This is a genomic window from Novosphingobium sp., from assembly GCF_036820275.1.
Taxonomy (GTDB): domain Bacteria; phylum Pseudomonadota; class Alphaproteobacteria; order Sphingomonadales; family Sphingomonadaceae; genus Novosphingobium.
Genome location: NZ_DAISLT010000044.1, coordinates 1 through 16,396 on the forward strand (window position 1 = coordinate 1; position 16,396 = coordinate 16,396).

General features: G+C 56.8%; 12 protein-coding genes. 8 read left to right on the top strand and 4 right to left on the bottom strand.

Going from position 1 to position 16,396, the window contains the following annotated elements; translation table 11 throughout:
* Positions 1-228 (bottom strand): hypothetical protein (locus V7066_RS24040; RefSeq protein WP_334185491.1); only part of this gene is annotated, 228 nt, incomplete at its 3' end.
* Positions 229-321: 93 nt separating this feature from the next.
* Between V7066_RS24040 and V7066_RS24045 the strand changes: the two genes are divergently transcribed.
* Together V7066_RS24045 and V7066_RS24050 are read left to right on the top strand one after the other, a co-directional pair.
* Positions 322-822, top strand: a complete 501-nt coding sequence (locus V7066_RS24045) for a hypothetical protein (RefSeq protein WP_334185492.1) — start codon at positions 322-324, stop codon at positions 820-822.
* Positions 819-3,203, top strand: a complete 2,385-nt coding sequence (locus V7066_RS24050) for a hypothetical protein (RefSeq protein WP_334185493.1) — start codon at positions 819-821, stop codon at positions 3,201-3,203. The genes V7066_RS24045 and V7066_RS24050 overlap by 4 nt, the downstream gene beginning before the upstream one ends.
* Before the next feature lie 321 nt (positions 3,204-3,524).
* Here V7066_RS24050 and V7066_RS24055 read toward each other — a convergent pair whose 3' ends face one another.
* Positions 3,525-5,879 (bottom strand): TonB-dependent receptor, encoded by a 2,355-nt coding sequence (locus V7066_RS24055; RefSeq protein ID WP_334185494.1) that lies wholly within the window; start codon positions 5,877-5,879, stop codon positions 3,525-3,527.
* A 1,355-nt stretch (positions 5,880-7,234) separates the two neighbouring features.
* Here V7066_RS24055 and V7066_RS24060 point away from each other — a divergent pair.
* The 3 genes from V7066_RS24060 to V7066_RS24070 all read left to right on the top strand — a co-directional run bounded on the left by V7066_RS24060 (position 7,235) and on the right by V7066_RS24070 (position 10,319).
* Positions 7,235-7,651 carry a nuclear transport factor 2 family protein gene (locus tag V7066_RS24060; protein WP_334185495.1) on the top strand — a complete coding sequence of 139 codons (417 nt, stop codon included), beginning with the start codon at positions 7,235-7,237 and terminating at the stop codon, positions 7,649-7,651.
* 104 nt (positions 7,652-7,755) lie between these two features.
* Positions 7,756-9,195: an aldehyde dehydrogenase family protein gene (locus V7066_RS24065; protein ID WP_334185496.1), complete on the top strand. Its 1,440-nt coding sequence runs from the start codon at positions 7,756-7,758 to the stop codon at positions 9,193-9,195.
* Positions 9,192-10,319, top strand: coding sequence for an NAD(P)-dependent alcohol dehydrogenase (locus V7066_RS24070; protein WP_334185497.1), 1,128 nt, complete (start codon positions 9,192-9,194; stop codon positions 10,317-10,319). Before V7066_RS24065 ends, V7066_RS24070 begins: the two co-directional genes overlap by 4 nt.
* A 197-nt stretch (positions 10,320-10,516) precedes the next feature.
* Here the strand turns inward: V7066_RS24070 and V7066_RS24075 are convergent, their stop codons facing one another.
* Positions 10,517-11,080, bottom strand: a complete 564-nt coding sequence (locus V7066_RS24075) for a MarR family winged helix-turn-helix transcriptional regulator (protein ID WP_334185498.1) — start codon at positions 11,078-11,080, stop codon at positions 10,517-10,519.
* A 352-nt stretch (positions 11,081-11,432) separates the two neighbouring features.
* Between V7066_RS24075 and V7066_RS24080 the strand changes: the two genes are divergently transcribed.
* The 3 genes from V7066_RS24080 to V7066_RS24090 all read left to right on the top strand — a co-directional run bounded on the left by V7066_RS24080 (position 11,433) and on the right by V7066_RS24090 (position 15,241).
* Complete coding sequence (locus tag V7066_RS24080; protein ID WP_334185499.1) at positions 11,433-12,911, top strand: carotenoid oxygenase family protein; 1,479 nt, start codon at positions 11,433-11,435, stop codon at positions 12,909-12,911.
* A 341-nt stretch (positions 12,912-13,252) separates the two neighbouring features.
* Positions 13,253-14,734: an aldehyde dehydrogenase family protein gene (locus V7066_RS24085; protein WP_334185500.1), complete on the top strand. Its 1,482-nt coding sequence runs from the start codon at positions 13,253-13,255 to the stop codon at positions 14,732-14,734.
* A 12-nt stretch (positions 14,735-14,746) separates the two neighbouring features.
* The gene (locus V7066_RS24090; protein WP_334185501.1) at positions 14,747-15,241 is read left to right on the top strand and encodes a hypothetical protein; all 495 of its coding nucleotides are present in this window, start codon (positions 14,747-14,749) and stop codon (positions 15,239-15,241) included.
* Between the two features lie 238 nt (positions 15,242-15,479).
* Here V7066_RS24090 and V7066_RS24095 read toward each other — a convergent pair whose 3' ends face one another.
* The gene (locus V7066_RS24095; protein WP_334185502.1) at positions 15,480-16,151 is read right to left on the bottom strand and encodes a TetR/AcrR family transcriptional regulator; all 672 of its coding nucleotides are present in this window, start codon (positions 16,149-16,151) and stop codon (positions 15,480-15,482) included.
* Positions 16,152-16,396 lie beyond the last annotated feature (245 nt).

Consider the following 16,396-nt stretch of genomic DNA (forward strand, 5'->3'; position numbering starts at 1 on the left):
AACGCATGTCCGCGATTTTGTGAAACGGCTGTCCAGAACTTCTGAAATACGCAGCCGGTGCCCGATCGCGTCCGCTGGCATCTCTTCGAACCGCCCGAACAGACGCTGACCGATGATCTGGAAGCGCAGCGTCTCAAATGGGAAGCCTATCAGTGTCAGGATCTCATGCAGGTTGCCTGCGCCGCGCTCCTGGCATGGGCCATCGCGATCATCAACAGCGCCCCTCATGGGCGCTCGCTCCCGGAGATTCGCGCTGAAATCATCGAGCATTTCGCTGCGCGGGAAGAGGATATGTTGTTGCAGAGCTGGCGCGATATGCGGATGGCCCTCAGGTCGGCGGACTTCGCCTATGAAGACGCCTGGGACACCCTGATCAGCGCGCGCGGCGCTGCCGCCGACAAGGCCCTTGTCGCCATCGAACTCATGGCGGCGCTGCAGCAACGTCTCGCCGACCGATCCGATCTCGCCGCGGCCGCCGCTCAGGGACTTCCCGACCGGGGCTCCGCGCATTCGTTGCTGACGGAAATCTCGTGGCTCCAGCGCGGGGAAGGGGAGGCCGTCGCCGATCTCATTGCCGATTACATGCTCGACCGGGTGGTCCGCCGCCACAGCTGGGTCGCCATGCAGAAACTGCGCCGCCAACGCGATTATACCTTCCTGTTCGAGCAGCGGGACAATCGGTTCGTTTACCTGGGCACCTACCAGCCTGTCGCAACGACGCCGCGCCTGCAACCAACGCTCCAGTTCCTCGCCGATATCCATCTTCTCGATGAAAACGGTCCGACAGCGCTAGGCCTGGCGGCACTGGAGCGCGCCCAATGAAGCTTCCTGATCGCCTTGGGCGCCGCGCTGGCCGTCCTTTCCATAGCGCCATCGCCACCAGCTTCGCCGTCGAGTTCGCGGCCGTCGAGGAAATCCTCCTCCCCCAGCTCATGGCGAGCGGAGCCTCCAATCTCCTCCTCATCGCCGATGCCCGGATGGCAGCCCTTGCCCTCTCCGATGGATCGACCCTGCCGACTGCCCTGGGCCGAGACTATGCACTGCACAGCCCGTCGGCCGCCGAAGGCATTTTTCACCCCAAGATCATCCTGCAGATCGGCCGCGAGAGCGCTCGCGCCTTCGTGAGTTCCGCCAATCTGACGGCTTCCGGTCTCGCGGGCAACGCCGAGGCTGTCATCGAGATCGAGTGCAAGAATGAGGAGGGCCCTGAGCGGGAGATCATCCGGGCCGTCTGGCGCTATCTCGACACTCTCGTACCCACAACCCCATCGCCGGCACGCGACGCATTGCTCTGGGCGCGTGAACGTGCAGCATGGCTCGATGGTCCGATAGAGGGCGACCTCCATGAACTGGACGATGGCACGGGCATAGCCTTTCTCCATGCTCCCGGTGAGGTTGGCATCGGAGATCGGTTCGTTTCGCACGTCGGCGACGCAAAGGTCCAGACGCTGGTGGTGATCAGCCCTTATTGGGACAGCGATCTTGCCGCTCTTGCCGATCTCTCCCGCCGTCTTGCGCCCAGGAAAATCATTCTGCCGATCGATCCTGAGGGCCATGAATTTCCCAAGGATGCGCCCTTCGCCAAAAAACCGCGACTCGTCGCACTCGACTGGCCATCCTACCGCTTTACCCACGCCAAGATCGTCATCGCCACGACCGCGCAGCACGACCATGTCCTGGTGGGCAGCGCCAACTGCACCACCGCGGCGCTCGGCCGATCCGGTGGCGTCGGCGCCAACGCAGAAGCCTGCATCTACCGTCGTTTGCCGCGCGGCACCGCCCGTGAAGCCCTCGGGCTCGATCGCTGGCTCGATGGCGAGGCCCTCGATCTCGACGATCTCTCGGAGCCGGCGCAGACGCCGCCAATTCCATTACAGGCTGTCGACGCCCGCCAGCCTGGAACCTTCGAACTCGATTCCGCTCTCCTCCACTGGCGGCCGGCACAATTCGAAGACGACACCATGCAGGTCCAGTTGCTCGGCCATGATGCCCGGCTCCTGGCGGCCATTCCTGTCGCATCCATTCAGCAGACTGGCGGAATCAGGACGATAGCGCTCGATGCCGATGTTGCCACCGCAGTGCGTTTTGCACGCATTGCAGCCGGTGATGTCCTCTCGACCCTGGCCCATGTCACGCATCGCGCGGTGCTACGCGGGCGTCGCAAGGAGGTGGCGACGGGCAGTATCGCCCGCGCGCTCGTGCCCTTCACCAGCGGGGCGGACTTCGACCTATGGATGCATCAGGCCTTCGAAACCCTCGCCAGAGCCGATTTCGACACCGATCAGGAGCGCGCCAGGCTCTCGGCGCCCCGCCCCCACAGCCGCAAGTCCGAGAGTGAGCCACCCGCGCCCGTATCACTCAGCTATGAGGACTTCACCCAGGCCAGGGCGGATGCCGGGCGCCAGGGACGCGATGGTGCCAACAGTCTTGCAGGAACCTACAGCGACAGCATCCGCGATTTCCTCAACCTGCTCTCCGGCAGAGGAACCCCACCTGCCGCCGAAGACGATTATGATCCCGCTTTCGATCCGCCGGCCGACGAGACCGATGGAGAGGAAGACGCAGATGGTCCCGACACACAGGCACATGCGTCTGCTTCTTCGGACGAGGATGAGCCGAGCCACGAGCCGATCGATGCCCGTCTCTATGAGCGCCATGTTATCGCTTATGCTGAAGGGCTCGAAGAGGATGACGAGCCGCTCGGTTCGAGTGATGTGCTTCGACTGCGCTTCTGGACCCTCTTCCTCTTGTACAAGGCCCGCTGCGGCGACCTGCCCAACGGGTTGGAGGCGTCAAGCGCTGCACTGGCCTGGCCACGTTTCCTCGTTCGTGTCCTGGTCGGCTTCTTCTGCGGCCGGAAACCGGCGATCACCCGACTTATGTTGGCGCGCGACTATGAGGCGATGCCGATCGATTTCATGGAATGCTGGGTCACGATTCTCTGGGCACTCGAGGCCACCGAAAGCGCACTGGCGGGCCGCCCCAAGGATCGCGAGTTCCTGAAATATAATCCCGGCCTGCGGCAGCGAATCATCTCGCTGCTTGCCCTGACCCCCGCCGAGCTCAATGGCGATTTGGCAATGGACATTCGCGGGGGCCTCGACCGCTCGATCGGCCAGCGGCTCGGCCTTGTTCCTAAAATCGGAACGGCCATTGCAATGGCTCCGCGGGACGGCGCAGTGATGGTAGGAGGCTGCGGATGACAGACGAGATACCTGTGTACAACGCATCCCATCTAAACGAGGATGGAAACGCTGGCCCAGCGGGATGAACGGATCGGACTACATGCACCATCACCGTCACTTGACGAGGGCATCGATAGCTATGCGAATATCAAAGACCAAAGGTCAGGCGCGGTAACTGCGCACAGCCAGATCGCAACGCTGGCCAGCATCAAATAGGAATGCCTTCGCGATCATTTGGGAGTTGCAAGGAGAAGGAGCTCGTTACCCGTCACAGGCGAGCGCAACATACAGCTGCGCCCGCCTGCCTCCCGCCGGAATTTAACGAGATTATCAAGAATATCAGTATTTCCAACTCAGGCGGATTCCATATGTCGCCGGCATACCGGTGTAACGCAATATGGTATCTGCCTGCCGTGTGATGGAGGTCACATAGAATTTGTTCGTGATATTGCGCCCCCAAATCTCGATCACGGCCTTACCGTCATTGAAAGACATTCCCGCGCGGGCATCAAGCAAGGCGTATGATGGGATCGTGAACAACGATTCAGATAGCGCATTTTGCGAGCGACCGAATGCCGCCGAAGCACTGCTTCTATATTGAACGGATCCGCCTATGTAGGCTTCCATGCTCGAACTGATCGGAAATCGCTGTTCAACGTCACTGGTGATTTGATACTTGGGAGTATTTGGAAAGCTCTCCCCGGTAAAATTATAGACGCTTCCGAGCGGGCCAATAGGAAGGGCGGTTGATGATGTCGCTTTCGTATCAAGGTAAGCGCCCGACAATTGCAGGCGCAAGCCGGTCCAGGGTCGGACGGTCAAGTCTGCTTCCGCTCCATAAACGCGCGATTTCGGTACGTTGACCAAGGTTGGCAATGCACCGAACGGATCGATGTTGATATACCCCTGCAACTGCTTGTTTCGATAATCGTAGTAGAAAATCGAAGCATTCAGCTGGGCCAGACGATCAAACAAAGGTGTCTTCAATCCCCCCTCATAAGCGAGAACGGACTCTTGCGTGATTGGCGTCATTTGGCGAGCGTAGACTGCTGGTATATGCGTGAAGCCGCCAGATTTATAACCCTTGGCAATGTTGGCATACAGAAGAGTCCGGCTGGTGATTTGCCAATCCAGTCCCGCTCGCCATGAAAAATTATTTTCATTGAGCGGTTTCTCTACAATATTCACCGGCAGGCTAGTCGTGTCATTAAGAGTCACACAGTGACCGGGATCGATTGTGACCGCTTGACCAGAGAACTGCGATGAAAGCAGGGAAAAGGCCTTGGCAAGTTGTCCGTCCCCAGCATCCGCCAGGCACCCGGAAAATTTGCGCCGTTCCCACGTATATCGGCCAGATGCTCGAGCAGTCAGTCTGTCCGTCAGTTTGTACTCCAGGCTACCAAAAATTGCGTAGGTGTCCACCCGCTGATCATTAATGAGATTGACGTGATCATATGTGTAAGGGCCAATACTATTGTTGGTAATATTGGTCGTTTCAGCCATCAGCTCGTTTGTCTTCGAATGTTGGTAGTTGCCGCCGAAGAGCCAACGCAAGCGGTCATCGATTGTCCCGTTCAACCGGAGTTCCTGCGAAAACGTCTGCAGCAAGGCCTTTTGAACGAAAAAGGCATTCGGGAACGGAGTGCCATCAACATCGACCGGAGAGTTGATTTTCGTGTCCGCATAGCTCGAAAGTGACGTGAGCGTTGCCCATGGCAGGTCATACTCGCCTCGTAAGGCGATCTGATAAAAGCGGTCATTTTTGGCTTTTGCGGAACCCGGATCCCAATCGGCAAGCCGGCTGTTGTCCGGCGCAGGCGTCTGTGCGGACAATGCCGCGGTCACTACCTGGTTCGCCGAAGACCCCGTGCGTGACGGGGTAAAGTAAACGAATTGAGGTGCTTGGTTGTCGGACTGATCCTTCCAGGCGGCGCCGGTAAGCTGAAATCGAAGATTGCTGGAAGGGGCCCAAGCCAATGTCACCCGCCCGTTGTAAAAGCGCTGCTGTCCTCGTTCGTCGCCTCGCGAAATGCTGCGTTGCCAATCGTCCTGGTACCGGCTCTGAACGGCGACGCGAATTCCCAGCGTATCGGTAACGGGCGCACTTACGAAACCGCTCGCATTGACCATATTGAAGCGGCCAGCTTCGAGGTCAAAGCCGGCGGCGAGGCTGTCGGTTGGTTTTGCCGCGATATAATTGACGGCACCCCCGGTCGAGTTCTGGCCAAACAGGGTCCCTTGAGGCCCTTTTAGAACCTCGACCCTTTCCAGATCAAATGCAGCACCCCGTGCCATTGTCGAATAGGAAAGGGGAGCCTCGTCGGTATAAACACTCACCGCTGGACTGATTGACACGCTGGGATCGGAAAAGCCGACGCCTCGAATATAGAAGATAGGTTGTCCGGACGACGACTTTTGAACATTGAAACTCGGAATGGCTTTCGACAACTGGGTCGTATCCGTGATGCCTCGAGAGGCGATATCGGACGCGCCAATCGCACTGATGGCCAAGGGCACCGAATTCAATCGCTCACTGCGCTTCTGCGCGGTGACGATGATTTCGCCTGGATCAACCTGGTTGACGGTCGAGGTATTGCCTGCGGCCTGGGTGGGCTGTTGATCTTCCGCCTGGGCATTGGTTGAGGCAAGAGCGACGCCAACGGCCAGCAGTGATATTCCGAAATTAGATCTCATAGTAAATCCTCTCCCCTTTTTCCAGAGTTCAACAATCTGTTGTTATATCGTTATCGTTATTAAAATGGGCGTTCGCCGCACCAATTGGATATTATCTTGTAGTAATTGATATATTTAATACTGATATTTGATTCGTCGAATTCCCAACTAGCGGACGCTGTTAGCAGTGAGGAGCGCCTCTTGCGTCGAATCTCGTGGGGCCGGCGTTTCGCCGTGTATCCGTTTCGATCGTCACGACGCCTGCGCAACCGGGACTTCGTTCAGTATCCCGCCGGTGGGCGGGGCCCCGGGCGCGATTATTGCGGGTTGCATGGTGGAATTGTGTGCGGATGTAATCTCGGCACGGGCGCCCGCCAAAAAAGCGGAGGTTTGCCCGGAGCCGTTCAGGCAATGGCATGCCCGACTCCATCGCTCCCAGCTTCTGACAAGCCAGCGCTGCGGTAGCCAATCAATGCTCTCACTCCCCGTTTTGTTGCATGCAACTATATTTACAATGCATCCTGTGTCAATCCCTCATGAAGATCGCCGTGAGGGGTCGGAGTTGGGCTTGCTATCATCACCGCTGCGCGATGTGGCGGCATGGTGCTGCAGGCGGGGCCGGTGCAGCGAAGATGAGAGGGAATGTATTAATAATGCTTATAATCAATAGATTATGATCTTCATCGAGGGCGGCCTAGCTTGGTCTATTTGATCGTGATGTGTCGCGGACCGTGGTGAGTAGGTTCTCGAGGGGTGAAGGCTGAAATTGGATTCCAGCCAGGCTTCGTCAAAGCAATCCGAAGCGGAATTGACGGTTCCGCGGCATGATTGTACTTACACTGCATGCATAAGATGTGTATTGGAGAAGGATGCCCAGGTCGATGGGTAATGACGTCACCGGATAGGCCGTGCGCGCGGTTCACCGCCGAGCCGCCCATCCCTTCTTCGACCCTTTTATATGCGCGACGCATGGGGCAAGCTCTGCTTGCAAGGGTGATATGGAAAATGTTGCCCGTTTCGGGCCAGTTAATATCTCTCGTGCCGGGTTTTGGCGCTACTCGCGCATACCTGCCATTCCCGTTTGCGCATTTAATTAGGGCCGACCAGGCTCCCGACTGGCGCGATCGGGACCATCTTTTTTTCCCATCGGTGACTGCGAGCGCATTTGTTCGCAGGCGATTTCGAGATTCTGGTTCTGCCAGACCTGCCTGAATGGCGTTGGCGCGACTGCCGATCGCTTTCATCGGGAAAGTAGCAAGGCGCGAACTTTCCATGGGGTATTATGAAGCAGTGTACATGCGAAAATTATGATAATTTCTACCATGTACAATAATGGCATTTATCGTTCAAGTTAGTTGAAGAGAAGGGAAGATTTCATGTATCAGATTGCCGATCAAATTGCTTGTAGCAATCTTCTTGTCCAGGCGAGCTACCTGGGAGACTTGCACAAGGTAGAGGAATTTATCGCGCTGTTCACTGAAGATGCCTCGCTCGAACGGCTTGGAGATCCATTCAGAGGTGTTGAAGCTATTCGTGGATTCATGCTTTCCCGGAAGCGGGAGCGCAGGACTCGCCATGTCGTTTCCCCGCCCATCATCACGTTCGTCGATGCTGACAATGCGCACGGTGTTGCCCTTTACACATTGTTTGACGGAACGGAAAATAGCGAAAATTCCGTTCTCCCAGTTTCCATGCCGGCCACCGTCGGCGAATTTCACCAGACATACAGGCGCGTGAACGGAGAATGGAAAATCGTTTCTCACAATTCAGTAGCGATTTTCCGACGCGTTTAGGAGCACGAGGGCAAGGCGAGGCCAGTGATTTGGCGACGCTGATCGAGAAGTAGCGGGCTCAATGCAGAACGACTGAACAAAAATGATGGTGGAGATGGAGAGCGATGGATCGGACTTATGGGATGTTGATCGACGGCGGGCTTCTTTCCGGGGCGGCGCATATTGATGTCGTTAATCCAGCGAACGGGAAGCTGGTCGCTAGAGCGCCACGGGCAGATGCTGGCTTGGTCGAACGGGCGGTAACTGCTGCGAAGAGGGCAACCGGTGCCTGGGGGGCGCTTGCTTTTGCTGAGCGTGGAGCAATGCTGTCACAACTTGCCGATGGCATGAATGCACGCTTTGACGATCTGGCCGGTTTGCTGACGGAAGAGCAGGGCAAGCCGCTGGCTCAGGCTTGCCACGAGATCGGCGGCGCCATCGCGGCTCTACGCTATTTCGCGGGGCTACGAATAGAAGAGGAAATACTGTTTCGTAGTTCGGATGAGAAGGTTGTTCGCCACCGCACACCTCTGGGCGTTGTGGTTGCCATCGCCCCGTGGAATTTTCCGGTCCTGCTTATGGTTATGAAACTAGCGCCAGCGTTGATGGCAGGCAATGCGGTTATTTGCAAGCCGGCCCCGACTACGCCGTTAACCACCTTGTTGATCGGCGAGATCGGCGAGAAGACCTTCCCACCCGGTGTTCTTAGCACATTGGTTGACGAAAGCGATCTTGGTTCCGTGCTTACGTGTCATCCGGACGTTGCGAAGATCAGTTTTACCGGTTCTACTGGGACAGGGCGCAAAGTGATGGCCAGTGCAGCTTTGGGCATTAAGCGTCTATCGCTCGAGTTGGGCGGGAACGATGCCGCCATCGTCCTCGACGATGCCGATGTCAAAACTGTTGCGCCCCACATCTTCCTTGCCGCGACGCTGAACGCTGGACAGATATGCTTTGCCGCCAAGCGGGTTTATGCGCCCGCGCTACTATACGAACGCCTTTGCGCAGAACTTGCTGCACTCGCGCGGGCGGCGGTTGTCGGCGATGGTCGCAATCCCGAAACCGAGATCGGCCCGATTCAAAATCGTCAACAATATGAAAAGCTGTTGCGCTATCTCGAAATCGCGAAGGCGGAAGGTCAGGTGATCGTGGGCGGCGAGGCGCTTGAGGGTCCTGGTTTTTTCATTTCGCCGACCGTAGTGCGCGATATACCCGACACTTCGGCGCTCGTACAAGAGGAGCAGTTCGGTCCGATCATACCGATAGTGCGATATGAAGACCTTGACCAGGTCATCGCCCAGGTCAACAGCGGGGATTATGGACTTGGCGCCACGATCTGGACCTCTGATCCTGAAAGAGGGCTGTCGGTGGCGAGAAGGATAGATGCGGGCGTGGTGTGGGTGAACCGGCATCTCGAGTTGGGATTTGATATTCCGATGAGTGGTGCTCGCCAATCTGGTCTGGGCGTCGAGAATGGCCAGGAGGGTCTGGAATCCTTTACCCAATCCCATATCGTCAGCGTCAGGCTCCGGGAAGCGAATGGACAGGGAGAGCCAGCGCAATGACCGTGAGCCCTCTGTCGATCACCGCCGCAGTGGTTCGCGAGAACAATGGCCCTTTTATACTGGAGGAAACGCGCCTCGCGTCCCTCCGCGACGATGAAATTCTCGTTCGTATCGTAAGTGCGGGTGTCTGCCACACCGATGCCGCTGCGCGGGCAGGGCTTATGCCCATCAGCCTGCCCGCTGTGCTCGGTCATGAAGGAGCCGGCGTCGTGGAGCAGATTGGTAGAGCTGTCACCGGATGTGTGCCGGGCGATCATGTCGTGCTGACTTTTGACAGCTGCGGCGTCTGCTCCGAGTGCGACGATGCGCATCCGGCGAGTTGCCGCGCCTCGGTGCCTCTGAACTTCGGGGGTGCAAGGCAAGACGGTTCGCACGGCCTTCACAGCACCATGGGGCCATTGAGCGACAGGTTTTTTGGCCAATCTTCTTTCGCGACTTATGCCATTGCAAATGACCGCAATGTCATTCCCGTCACCAAGGACGCTCCACTGCATCTTCTCGCGCCATTAGGCTGCGGCGTGCAAACGGGCGCTGGCGCGGTCATCAACAGTTTGCGCGTGCAGGCTGGTCAAAGCATCGCAATCTTTGGTGTGGGCACAGTTGGTCTGGCTGCCGTAATGGCCGCCAAGCTGGCTGGCGCCGGCCGGATCATGGTCATCGATAAGGTCGATGCCCGACTTGAGCTGGCGCGTACTCTGGGAGCCACTGATTGCATTAAGAGTGAAACCGGCGACCTTGCAACTGCTATACTTTCCAGGCTGCCGGAAGGACTCAACCATGCAATCGATACCACTGCATCTCCGGTAATCGTTGAAGCCGCTCTTCGTGCTTTGGGGCCGCGTGGCCATTGTTGCATGCTTGGTTCTCCCAGGCCTGGCAGCACGCTGCCGATAGACCTGCTTGCTTTCCTGTCGGGGACAAAGAGGCTCAGCGCCGTCATCGAAGGAGACAGCAATCCCAAACTGTTCATCCCCTATCTTGTTGAGAGGTTCGTCGAAGGGAGTTTTCCTGTCGATAAGCTGGTCCGACTATACCCCTTCGGCGAAATCAACGCTGCCTTTGCGGATGCTGCGGCCGGTGCAACCGTCAAACCCATTTTGACCATGTACCAGCTATCTCCATAGAAGTCAGCTACACCGGGCTCATCGGTTGCTTTGCGTTGCGGCACACCATTCCCAAGGCTTTGCAAAAGCCCGACAAGGCGACGATCTGTTCAGATCGCAGCAAAGGCAGCGTCCGTCATCTGTTGGATCAAACGCGAAACACTCTATGACGCCATTCCATATTATCTATCAGTTTTTAGGACCCCTTATCCAACCACTCATGGTCGCGCACCGAATGACATGAGCCCGTCAGAGCCGTTGCCTTTGCGCGATTGCTGCAAGTGAACATGGAAGTCACGTAAGAGTCGGCAGAATTCGGTACTGTCCTTTGTGGTCATCGCATTGAGCGCGCGAACAACGGCGGGTGGGGCGGCGACTTCGCGCTTGAGTGAGGTCGCCATTCGTTCACCTTCGGGTGTAAGTCTGGCAAGCGTTTCTCGCCGGTCAGCAGACGAGGCAACGCGCTCGACCAAGCCGGCTTCGATCAATCGATTCACCCGACCGGTTGTGGCTCCTGTAGTTACGTAACAGCCTTTTGAAAGGTCGCTGGGCCGCTGTTCATAGGGTGGACCGCTGTTGAGCAGGTAAAACAGCACGTCCATTTCGCCCGGACCGATCCCCATTGGGCGGAGAAATTTTTGAAGATCATCGGTAAGCCCGAGATGCAACCGCGAAATACGTAAAATAACACCGAGAGGATTGAGATCCATGTCGGGAAGAGTCCTGCTCCAGAGCGCGATCGTTTCGTCCAGCCCATCACCAACGTTCGCTATCTGATCCATATACCATTCCAACTCCACCACCATGGTTTGGTCGTGCTTATAAAGGAGCGTTCGGCGCGGCAAGCTCTTGACGAACCACCGCCAGAATGTATCTTAGCACTAAGAGACTCATAAGATAAAGATTGCGCGTCCGTGATGAGCGTCGCAGGGAAGAGAGGGCGAGATGGGCATCAGCTAAATATGACTGAACCTTCAGACGCGGGCGAGAGCCTGGGCTTATTGCGCAGGGTGCTGCTTTGCGGATGGTGTTGGAAAGTCCCGTCCCGTTGAGAGCGTGGCCATTACGCCACCGTACATTTCATGAGGCGAACACCTCAGAATCCGACCAAAACAACAAACATGGAGCGGTTACATGACATCGTGCTTTCCTGACGATCCGATCTATCGCGGATTTGATGCACCAGGTCGAGTTGAGGCGAATGTTTTCGATCTTGAGGTCGAAGGCCGGGTTCCTCCGGAGCTTGATGGAACATTCTTTCGCGTCGCTCCTGACCCCCAATGGCCACCGATGCTGGGGCATGACATTTTCTTCAACGGCGATGGGATGGTTTGTGCCTTCCGCTTCAAGGACGGACGTGTCGATTTTACGTCGAGATATGCACAGACGGACAAGTTTGTGGCGGAACGGCAGGCACGCAAGGCGTTGTACGGCGCATATCGCAATCCATACACGGATGACCCGAGCGTGGCCGGCTCTATTCGCAGTACCGCCAATACCAACGTAATCGTTCATCATGGATTGCTGCTGGCCCTCAAGGAAGACAGCCCGCCTGTGGCCATGCGGCCCGATACGCTCGAGACAATCGGAAACTATCGATTCGGCGACAAGATGACGAGTGAGACTTTCACGGCGCATCCGAAGGTCGATCCGGTCAGTGGCGAATTGATCGCATTCGGATATAGCGCAAAAGGCGTCGCAACCAGCGATCTCGCCTATTACGTAATCGACCGCCATGGGGAAGTGGTACACGAGGCTTGGTTCACCGCACCTCGCGCCGCTTCTATTCATGATTTCGCGGTGACCGAAAATTATGTGGTCTTTCCCGTCGGTTCGCTTGAGATCGAAACTGAGCGATTGAAGGCTGGGAAGCCGGCCTTTGTATGGCGGCCCGACGTCGAACAGATTTATGGTGTGCTTCCGCGGCGGGGTAATGCGGAGGATATGCGCTGGTTTACGGTTCCCACCAACGGGTTTCAAGGGCACACGATCAATGCCTGGGATGACGGGCACAAGGTTTATGTCGATATGCCCATGCTCAACGACAACGCATTTTGGTTCTATCCGGATGAAAATGGTCACGCGCCTCATCCAAGCACATTGAAGCAGACAATGACGCGATGGATCTTCGATCTGTCCAGCAACAGCGTCACGCCGCAAATGGACATCATTCCGGCACCGATGGGCGAATTTCCTCATATTGACGAGCGCTACGCGACAAGGCCCTATCGACACGCCTTCCTGGCAGTTATCGATCCGACCGCGCCCTATGATTTCCAGCGGTGCGGACCGCCGTCCGTGAATGCATTTCTGAACGGCCTTGCACATGTCGACATGACGACAGGTGCAAGCCGCCGTTGGCTTCCCGGACCGACCTCCACAGTCCAGGAGCCTGTCTTCGCTCCACGCTCACCCGACTCGCCCGAAGGTGATGGCTACGTGATTGCGCTTGTCAACCGGCTTGATGAAATGCGTAGCGACCTCGTTGTCCTTGATGCTCAGCATATCGACGAAGGTCCGGTCGCGACCATCCGTCTCCCGTTGCGACTGCGCAATGGACTGCATGGTAACTGGGTTCCTTCAAGTGCAATGAGGCCGCCAGTGCCGGCTTGATCGGGCCTAAATCCCAACTGTCAGTGCAGCGCTGAGAACGAGGAAATCGTCGCAATGAACGGCGAGAAAAGGATAGAGGGCAGGGTGTTTGGACAGAATGAAGTCGTCACCAGTTATGTGAGTGACAAATCGTGCGGGGTGGTCGCCACTGGAACTGAGACGGTGAGTTCTCAGGCACTTGCGAAATTGACAGCCCCACGCCGCATTCGAAGCGGGATTCGCGGGGCTATCAAGCATACACGCCTTTCTGGTCTCGCCTACCACTACGACGCCAGTCGGCATCATCATCGAAGTGCCGTCACATCTCCGGAAACCTGTGCCCTGATATGGAGTAAGTCTCGATGACGAGCGTTCAAGATTCAATCGCCGGTCGACCGTTTATCGGCCAATATATCGACGGGGAATGGTGCGCAGGATCATCTGTCGCGCGAATTCCTGATCTTAATCCTTACGATGGGAGTATTGTTGCCGATCTGGCATTAGCGAGCCTCGATGATCTTGACAGAGCATATCAGGCAGCAGCTAAGGCACAGAAATCTTGGGCGAAGACGTTGCCGTCGCAGCGCAGTGAACTGTTTTCCAGATCACTTTCAATCGTCGAGCGGCGACGCGACGAAATTGTTGGTTGGTTGGTCAGGGAAACCGGTAGCACCATACTCAAGGCGACAGTGGAATGGTCCGCACTGCGCTCCGGCATGCTGGAGGCAGTCGCACTGCCCTCTCGCGTCGAAGGCAAAATTATGCCGATCGATGTGCAGGGCAAGCAAAGCTTTGTCTTTCGCGAGCCTTTGGGCGTAATTGGGGTGATCAGCCCGTGGAATTTCCCCATGCATCTTTCGAACCGGGCGGTCGCGCCAGCGCTTGCGGTTGGAAATGCTGTCGTGGTGAAGCCGTCCGAAGAATCGCCGATAACCGGTGGCCTTCTCCTCGCTTCGATCTATGAAGAGGCGGGCTTGCCACCAGGTCTTCTTAATGTCGTTGTTGGAGACGTTGCGGAAATTGGCGACGCTTTCACCCTGCACGACATTCCCCGTTTGATCTCATTCACTGGTTCGACGCGAGTCGGGCGACGCATTGCCGAAATGGCTGCTACCGGAAGGCGATTGAAGCATATCGGCCTGGAGCTCGGTGGAAACGCGCCATTCGTCGTCCTTGATGATGCCGATATCGATCTTGCAGTACGCGGCGCGATTTTTGCACGCTTCCTGCATAGTGGCCAGATTTGCATGAGTGCCAACCGGATCATTGTCGACAATGCTATCGCAGATGAGTTCATTGATCGGTTCGTCACTCATGCCCGATCTTTAGGCCATGGCAACCCCGCCGACCCCAAGACCGTGATTGGGCCGCTTATCAATGCTCGACAACGTGCTGCAGCGGAACGCAATATCGCGGCGGCGCGCGAGGCGGGCTTTCACGAATTGCTTGGAGGTGCGGCCGAAGGTTTGGTGCTTCCTGCTCACGTGTTCACAGGCGTTGCCAACGACCATGTCTTTGCGCAGGCTGAGCAGTTTGCTCCTGTCGCCGCGATTATCCGGGCTGATGGGGAAGAACACGCGCTTGAACTGGCAAACGCGACAGAATTTGGATTGGCTAGTTGCGTCTTTACCCGCGATACGGGGCGGGGAGTAAGATTTGCCCGCCAGATTGAGGCAGGCATGTCTCATATCAACGACACATCTATCGGTGACAGCCCGTTCAATATGTTCGGCGGGGAGAAAAACAGCGGGATCGGGCGGTTTAACGGCGACTGGATCGTCTCGGAACTCACCCGTGATCATTGGGTCACCATCCAGGATGAGCCGCGCCATTATCCGTTCTGAAGGGGGTCCAGAATGAAGCAGGCGACCAGAGAGGCATGGCTGAGGGGCGTCATCGTATCGATTATCAATGCGGGGATGAGCGGATTGGCCGCGTGGCTTGTCTTCGGTCGACAGGCTTCGATTCCGGTGGTGGGTATGGGCGGTATCGCTCTCGACGCTCTGCCACAATCTGCCGTTATCACTTTCATGACGTGCCTGATGACCGGTCTTGCCTTGCGTCGGAGCGGTCAGATCCCGTCAGTCGGATGGGGTGATCTGACTGTACAATCGCTTGCAGCCGCTTTCGTCGTGGCAGTTTTAACCGGGGCCGTCGGTTGGATGATGTTGACCGCGCTGACGCCGACCCATTGGACTTCCTCCGCAGTCATCGCGTACAAAATGGTCTATGGTGCAGTGTTGGGATTGATCTTGATGCGCCCAGCTCTTTGGTTTGCAATGCAGGACGTGCGCCCATTGTCGCGTTGCCGAAGCATTCTATTGCGCAATGATACCAGGCCGCCAACCTGATCTATGAATGCAGTATTGAACTTCTAGGAGCATGGGCGTTGGTCTTGGTCTCATGGCAGCGCCCGTTTCGCGGGTGAGTGCGGGCATGAGGGAACTATCCTTTTTCCGTGTAAGACTGTCGTAGAACGATCTGCTTGTTGCGACCGGCTGTCCGTCCACTCAGCGCGCAGGCAGAGAGGAGCCCAGTGAGGGCCTGTGAAACCTTGGTGACATGATACGCCAACCACTATGTCGCCGGCTACGATCGCCAAGCCCTGCAGAATGTATCGAGCGCCACATCGATATCAGAAGCGAACATCGAGTTCTGGTCGGGCGTCGCCAGGTCGAGCAGTACGAGTTGGAATGTTCCCGACTGGCAAAGTGCACAGAGTTGCTGGGCTGCCACGAGCGGGTCGCCGCGTCGTAGTTCTCCACGTTCCATCATCTCGGCAATATAGACCGCAAGCCGGGCACGGCCTCGTTTTGGGCCTCTGTCGTAAAAGAGTTCCGCGAGGTGAGGGAAACGCTTGGCCTCGCTGATTACCAGACGGTAGAGGTTGAGTATCGGCGCGCTCGTTAATGTATTCGTCAAGGACTGGGCGAAGAGCTTCAGGACCATTGTTATGTCGCCGTCCGGAGGAAGCTCCACCATCTGCGCTTCGCTGTGCCGTTCGATGATGTCATCCACAACGGCGACGAACAGGGCCTCTTTAGAGGAAAAATAGCTCCAAAGCGTCGATTTTGAGCCGCCGACTGTTGCGGCGATGCAGGACATGGTCGTGCCACCATAGCCCTGCTCCAGGAAAACCAGGGTAGCCGCATCTACAATGGCCTGACGGCGCACGGCTGCGGAAAGCTCCCGGCACGACAGCTCGCGCACTGTAGCCTTCTCAGTCATCTTTTCTCTCCGCACGTAAATCTGGTCGAGCATTTGTCGCTCCAACCGCTGATTCGCAACTGGCGAACGACAATGTCGGCATGATGTCGATCAGCCCATCGGACAAAATCTAGCAGATCGCTGCGCGATTGGCGGAGCCAGGATCGGCAATCACTGATGTGAGATAATGCCAAAATTCCTCTCGTCAAAATCCTCTCCTCCTCTTTCAGGCATTGCGCCTCTACAAAAGCACGTATATAAGCAAACGTGCTTTGCTCGTCACTGGTCGAATTGAAGCG

Excerpts from the sequence above, each read along its gene's own strand:
- V7066_RS24045 (WP_334185492.1), top strand. The coding sequence starts at position 322 with ATGGCCCTCAGGTCGGCGGACTTCGCCTATGAAGACGCCTGGGACACC.
- V7066_RS24050 (WP_334185493.1), top strand. The coding sequence starts at position 819 with ATGAAGCTTCCTGATCGCCTTGGGCGCCGCGCTGGCCGTCCTTTCCAT.
- V7066_RS24055 (WP_334185494.1), bottom strand. The coding sequence starts at position 5,879 with ATGAGATCTAATTTCGGAATATCACTGCTGGCCGTTGGCGTCGCTCTT.
- V7066_RS24060 (WP_334185495.1), top strand. The coding sequence starts at position 7,235 with ATGTATCAGATTGCCGATCAAATTGCTTGTAGCAATCTTCTTGTCCAG.
- V7066_RS24065 (WP_334185496.1), top strand. The coding sequence starts at position 7,756 with ATGGATCGGACTTATGGGATGTTGATCGACGGCGGGCTTCTTTCCGGG.
- V7066_RS24070 (WP_334185497.1), top strand. The coding sequence starts at position 9,192 with ATGACCGTGAGCCCTCTGTCGATCACCGCCGCAGTGGTTCGCGAGAAC.
- V7066_RS24075 (WP_334185498.1), bottom strand. The coding sequence starts at position 11,080 with ATGGATCAGATAGCGAACGTTGGTGATGGGCTGGACGAAACGATCGCG.
- V7066_RS24080 (WP_334185499.1), top strand. The coding sequence starts at position 11,433 with ATGACATCGTGCTTTCCTGACGATCCGATCTATCGCGGATTTGATGCA.
- V7066_RS24085 (WP_334185500.1), top strand. The coding sequence starts at position 13,253 with ATGACGAGCGTTCAAGATTCAATCGCCGGTCGACCGTTTATCGGCCAA.
- V7066_RS24090 (WP_334185501.1), top strand. The coding sequence starts at position 14,747 with ATGAAGCAGGCGACCAGAGAGGCATGGCTGAGGGGCGTCATCGTATCG.
- V7066_RS24095 (WP_334185502.1), bottom strand. The coding sequence starts at position 16,151 with ATGCTCGACCAGATTTACGTGCGGAGAGAAAAGATGACTGAGAAGGCT.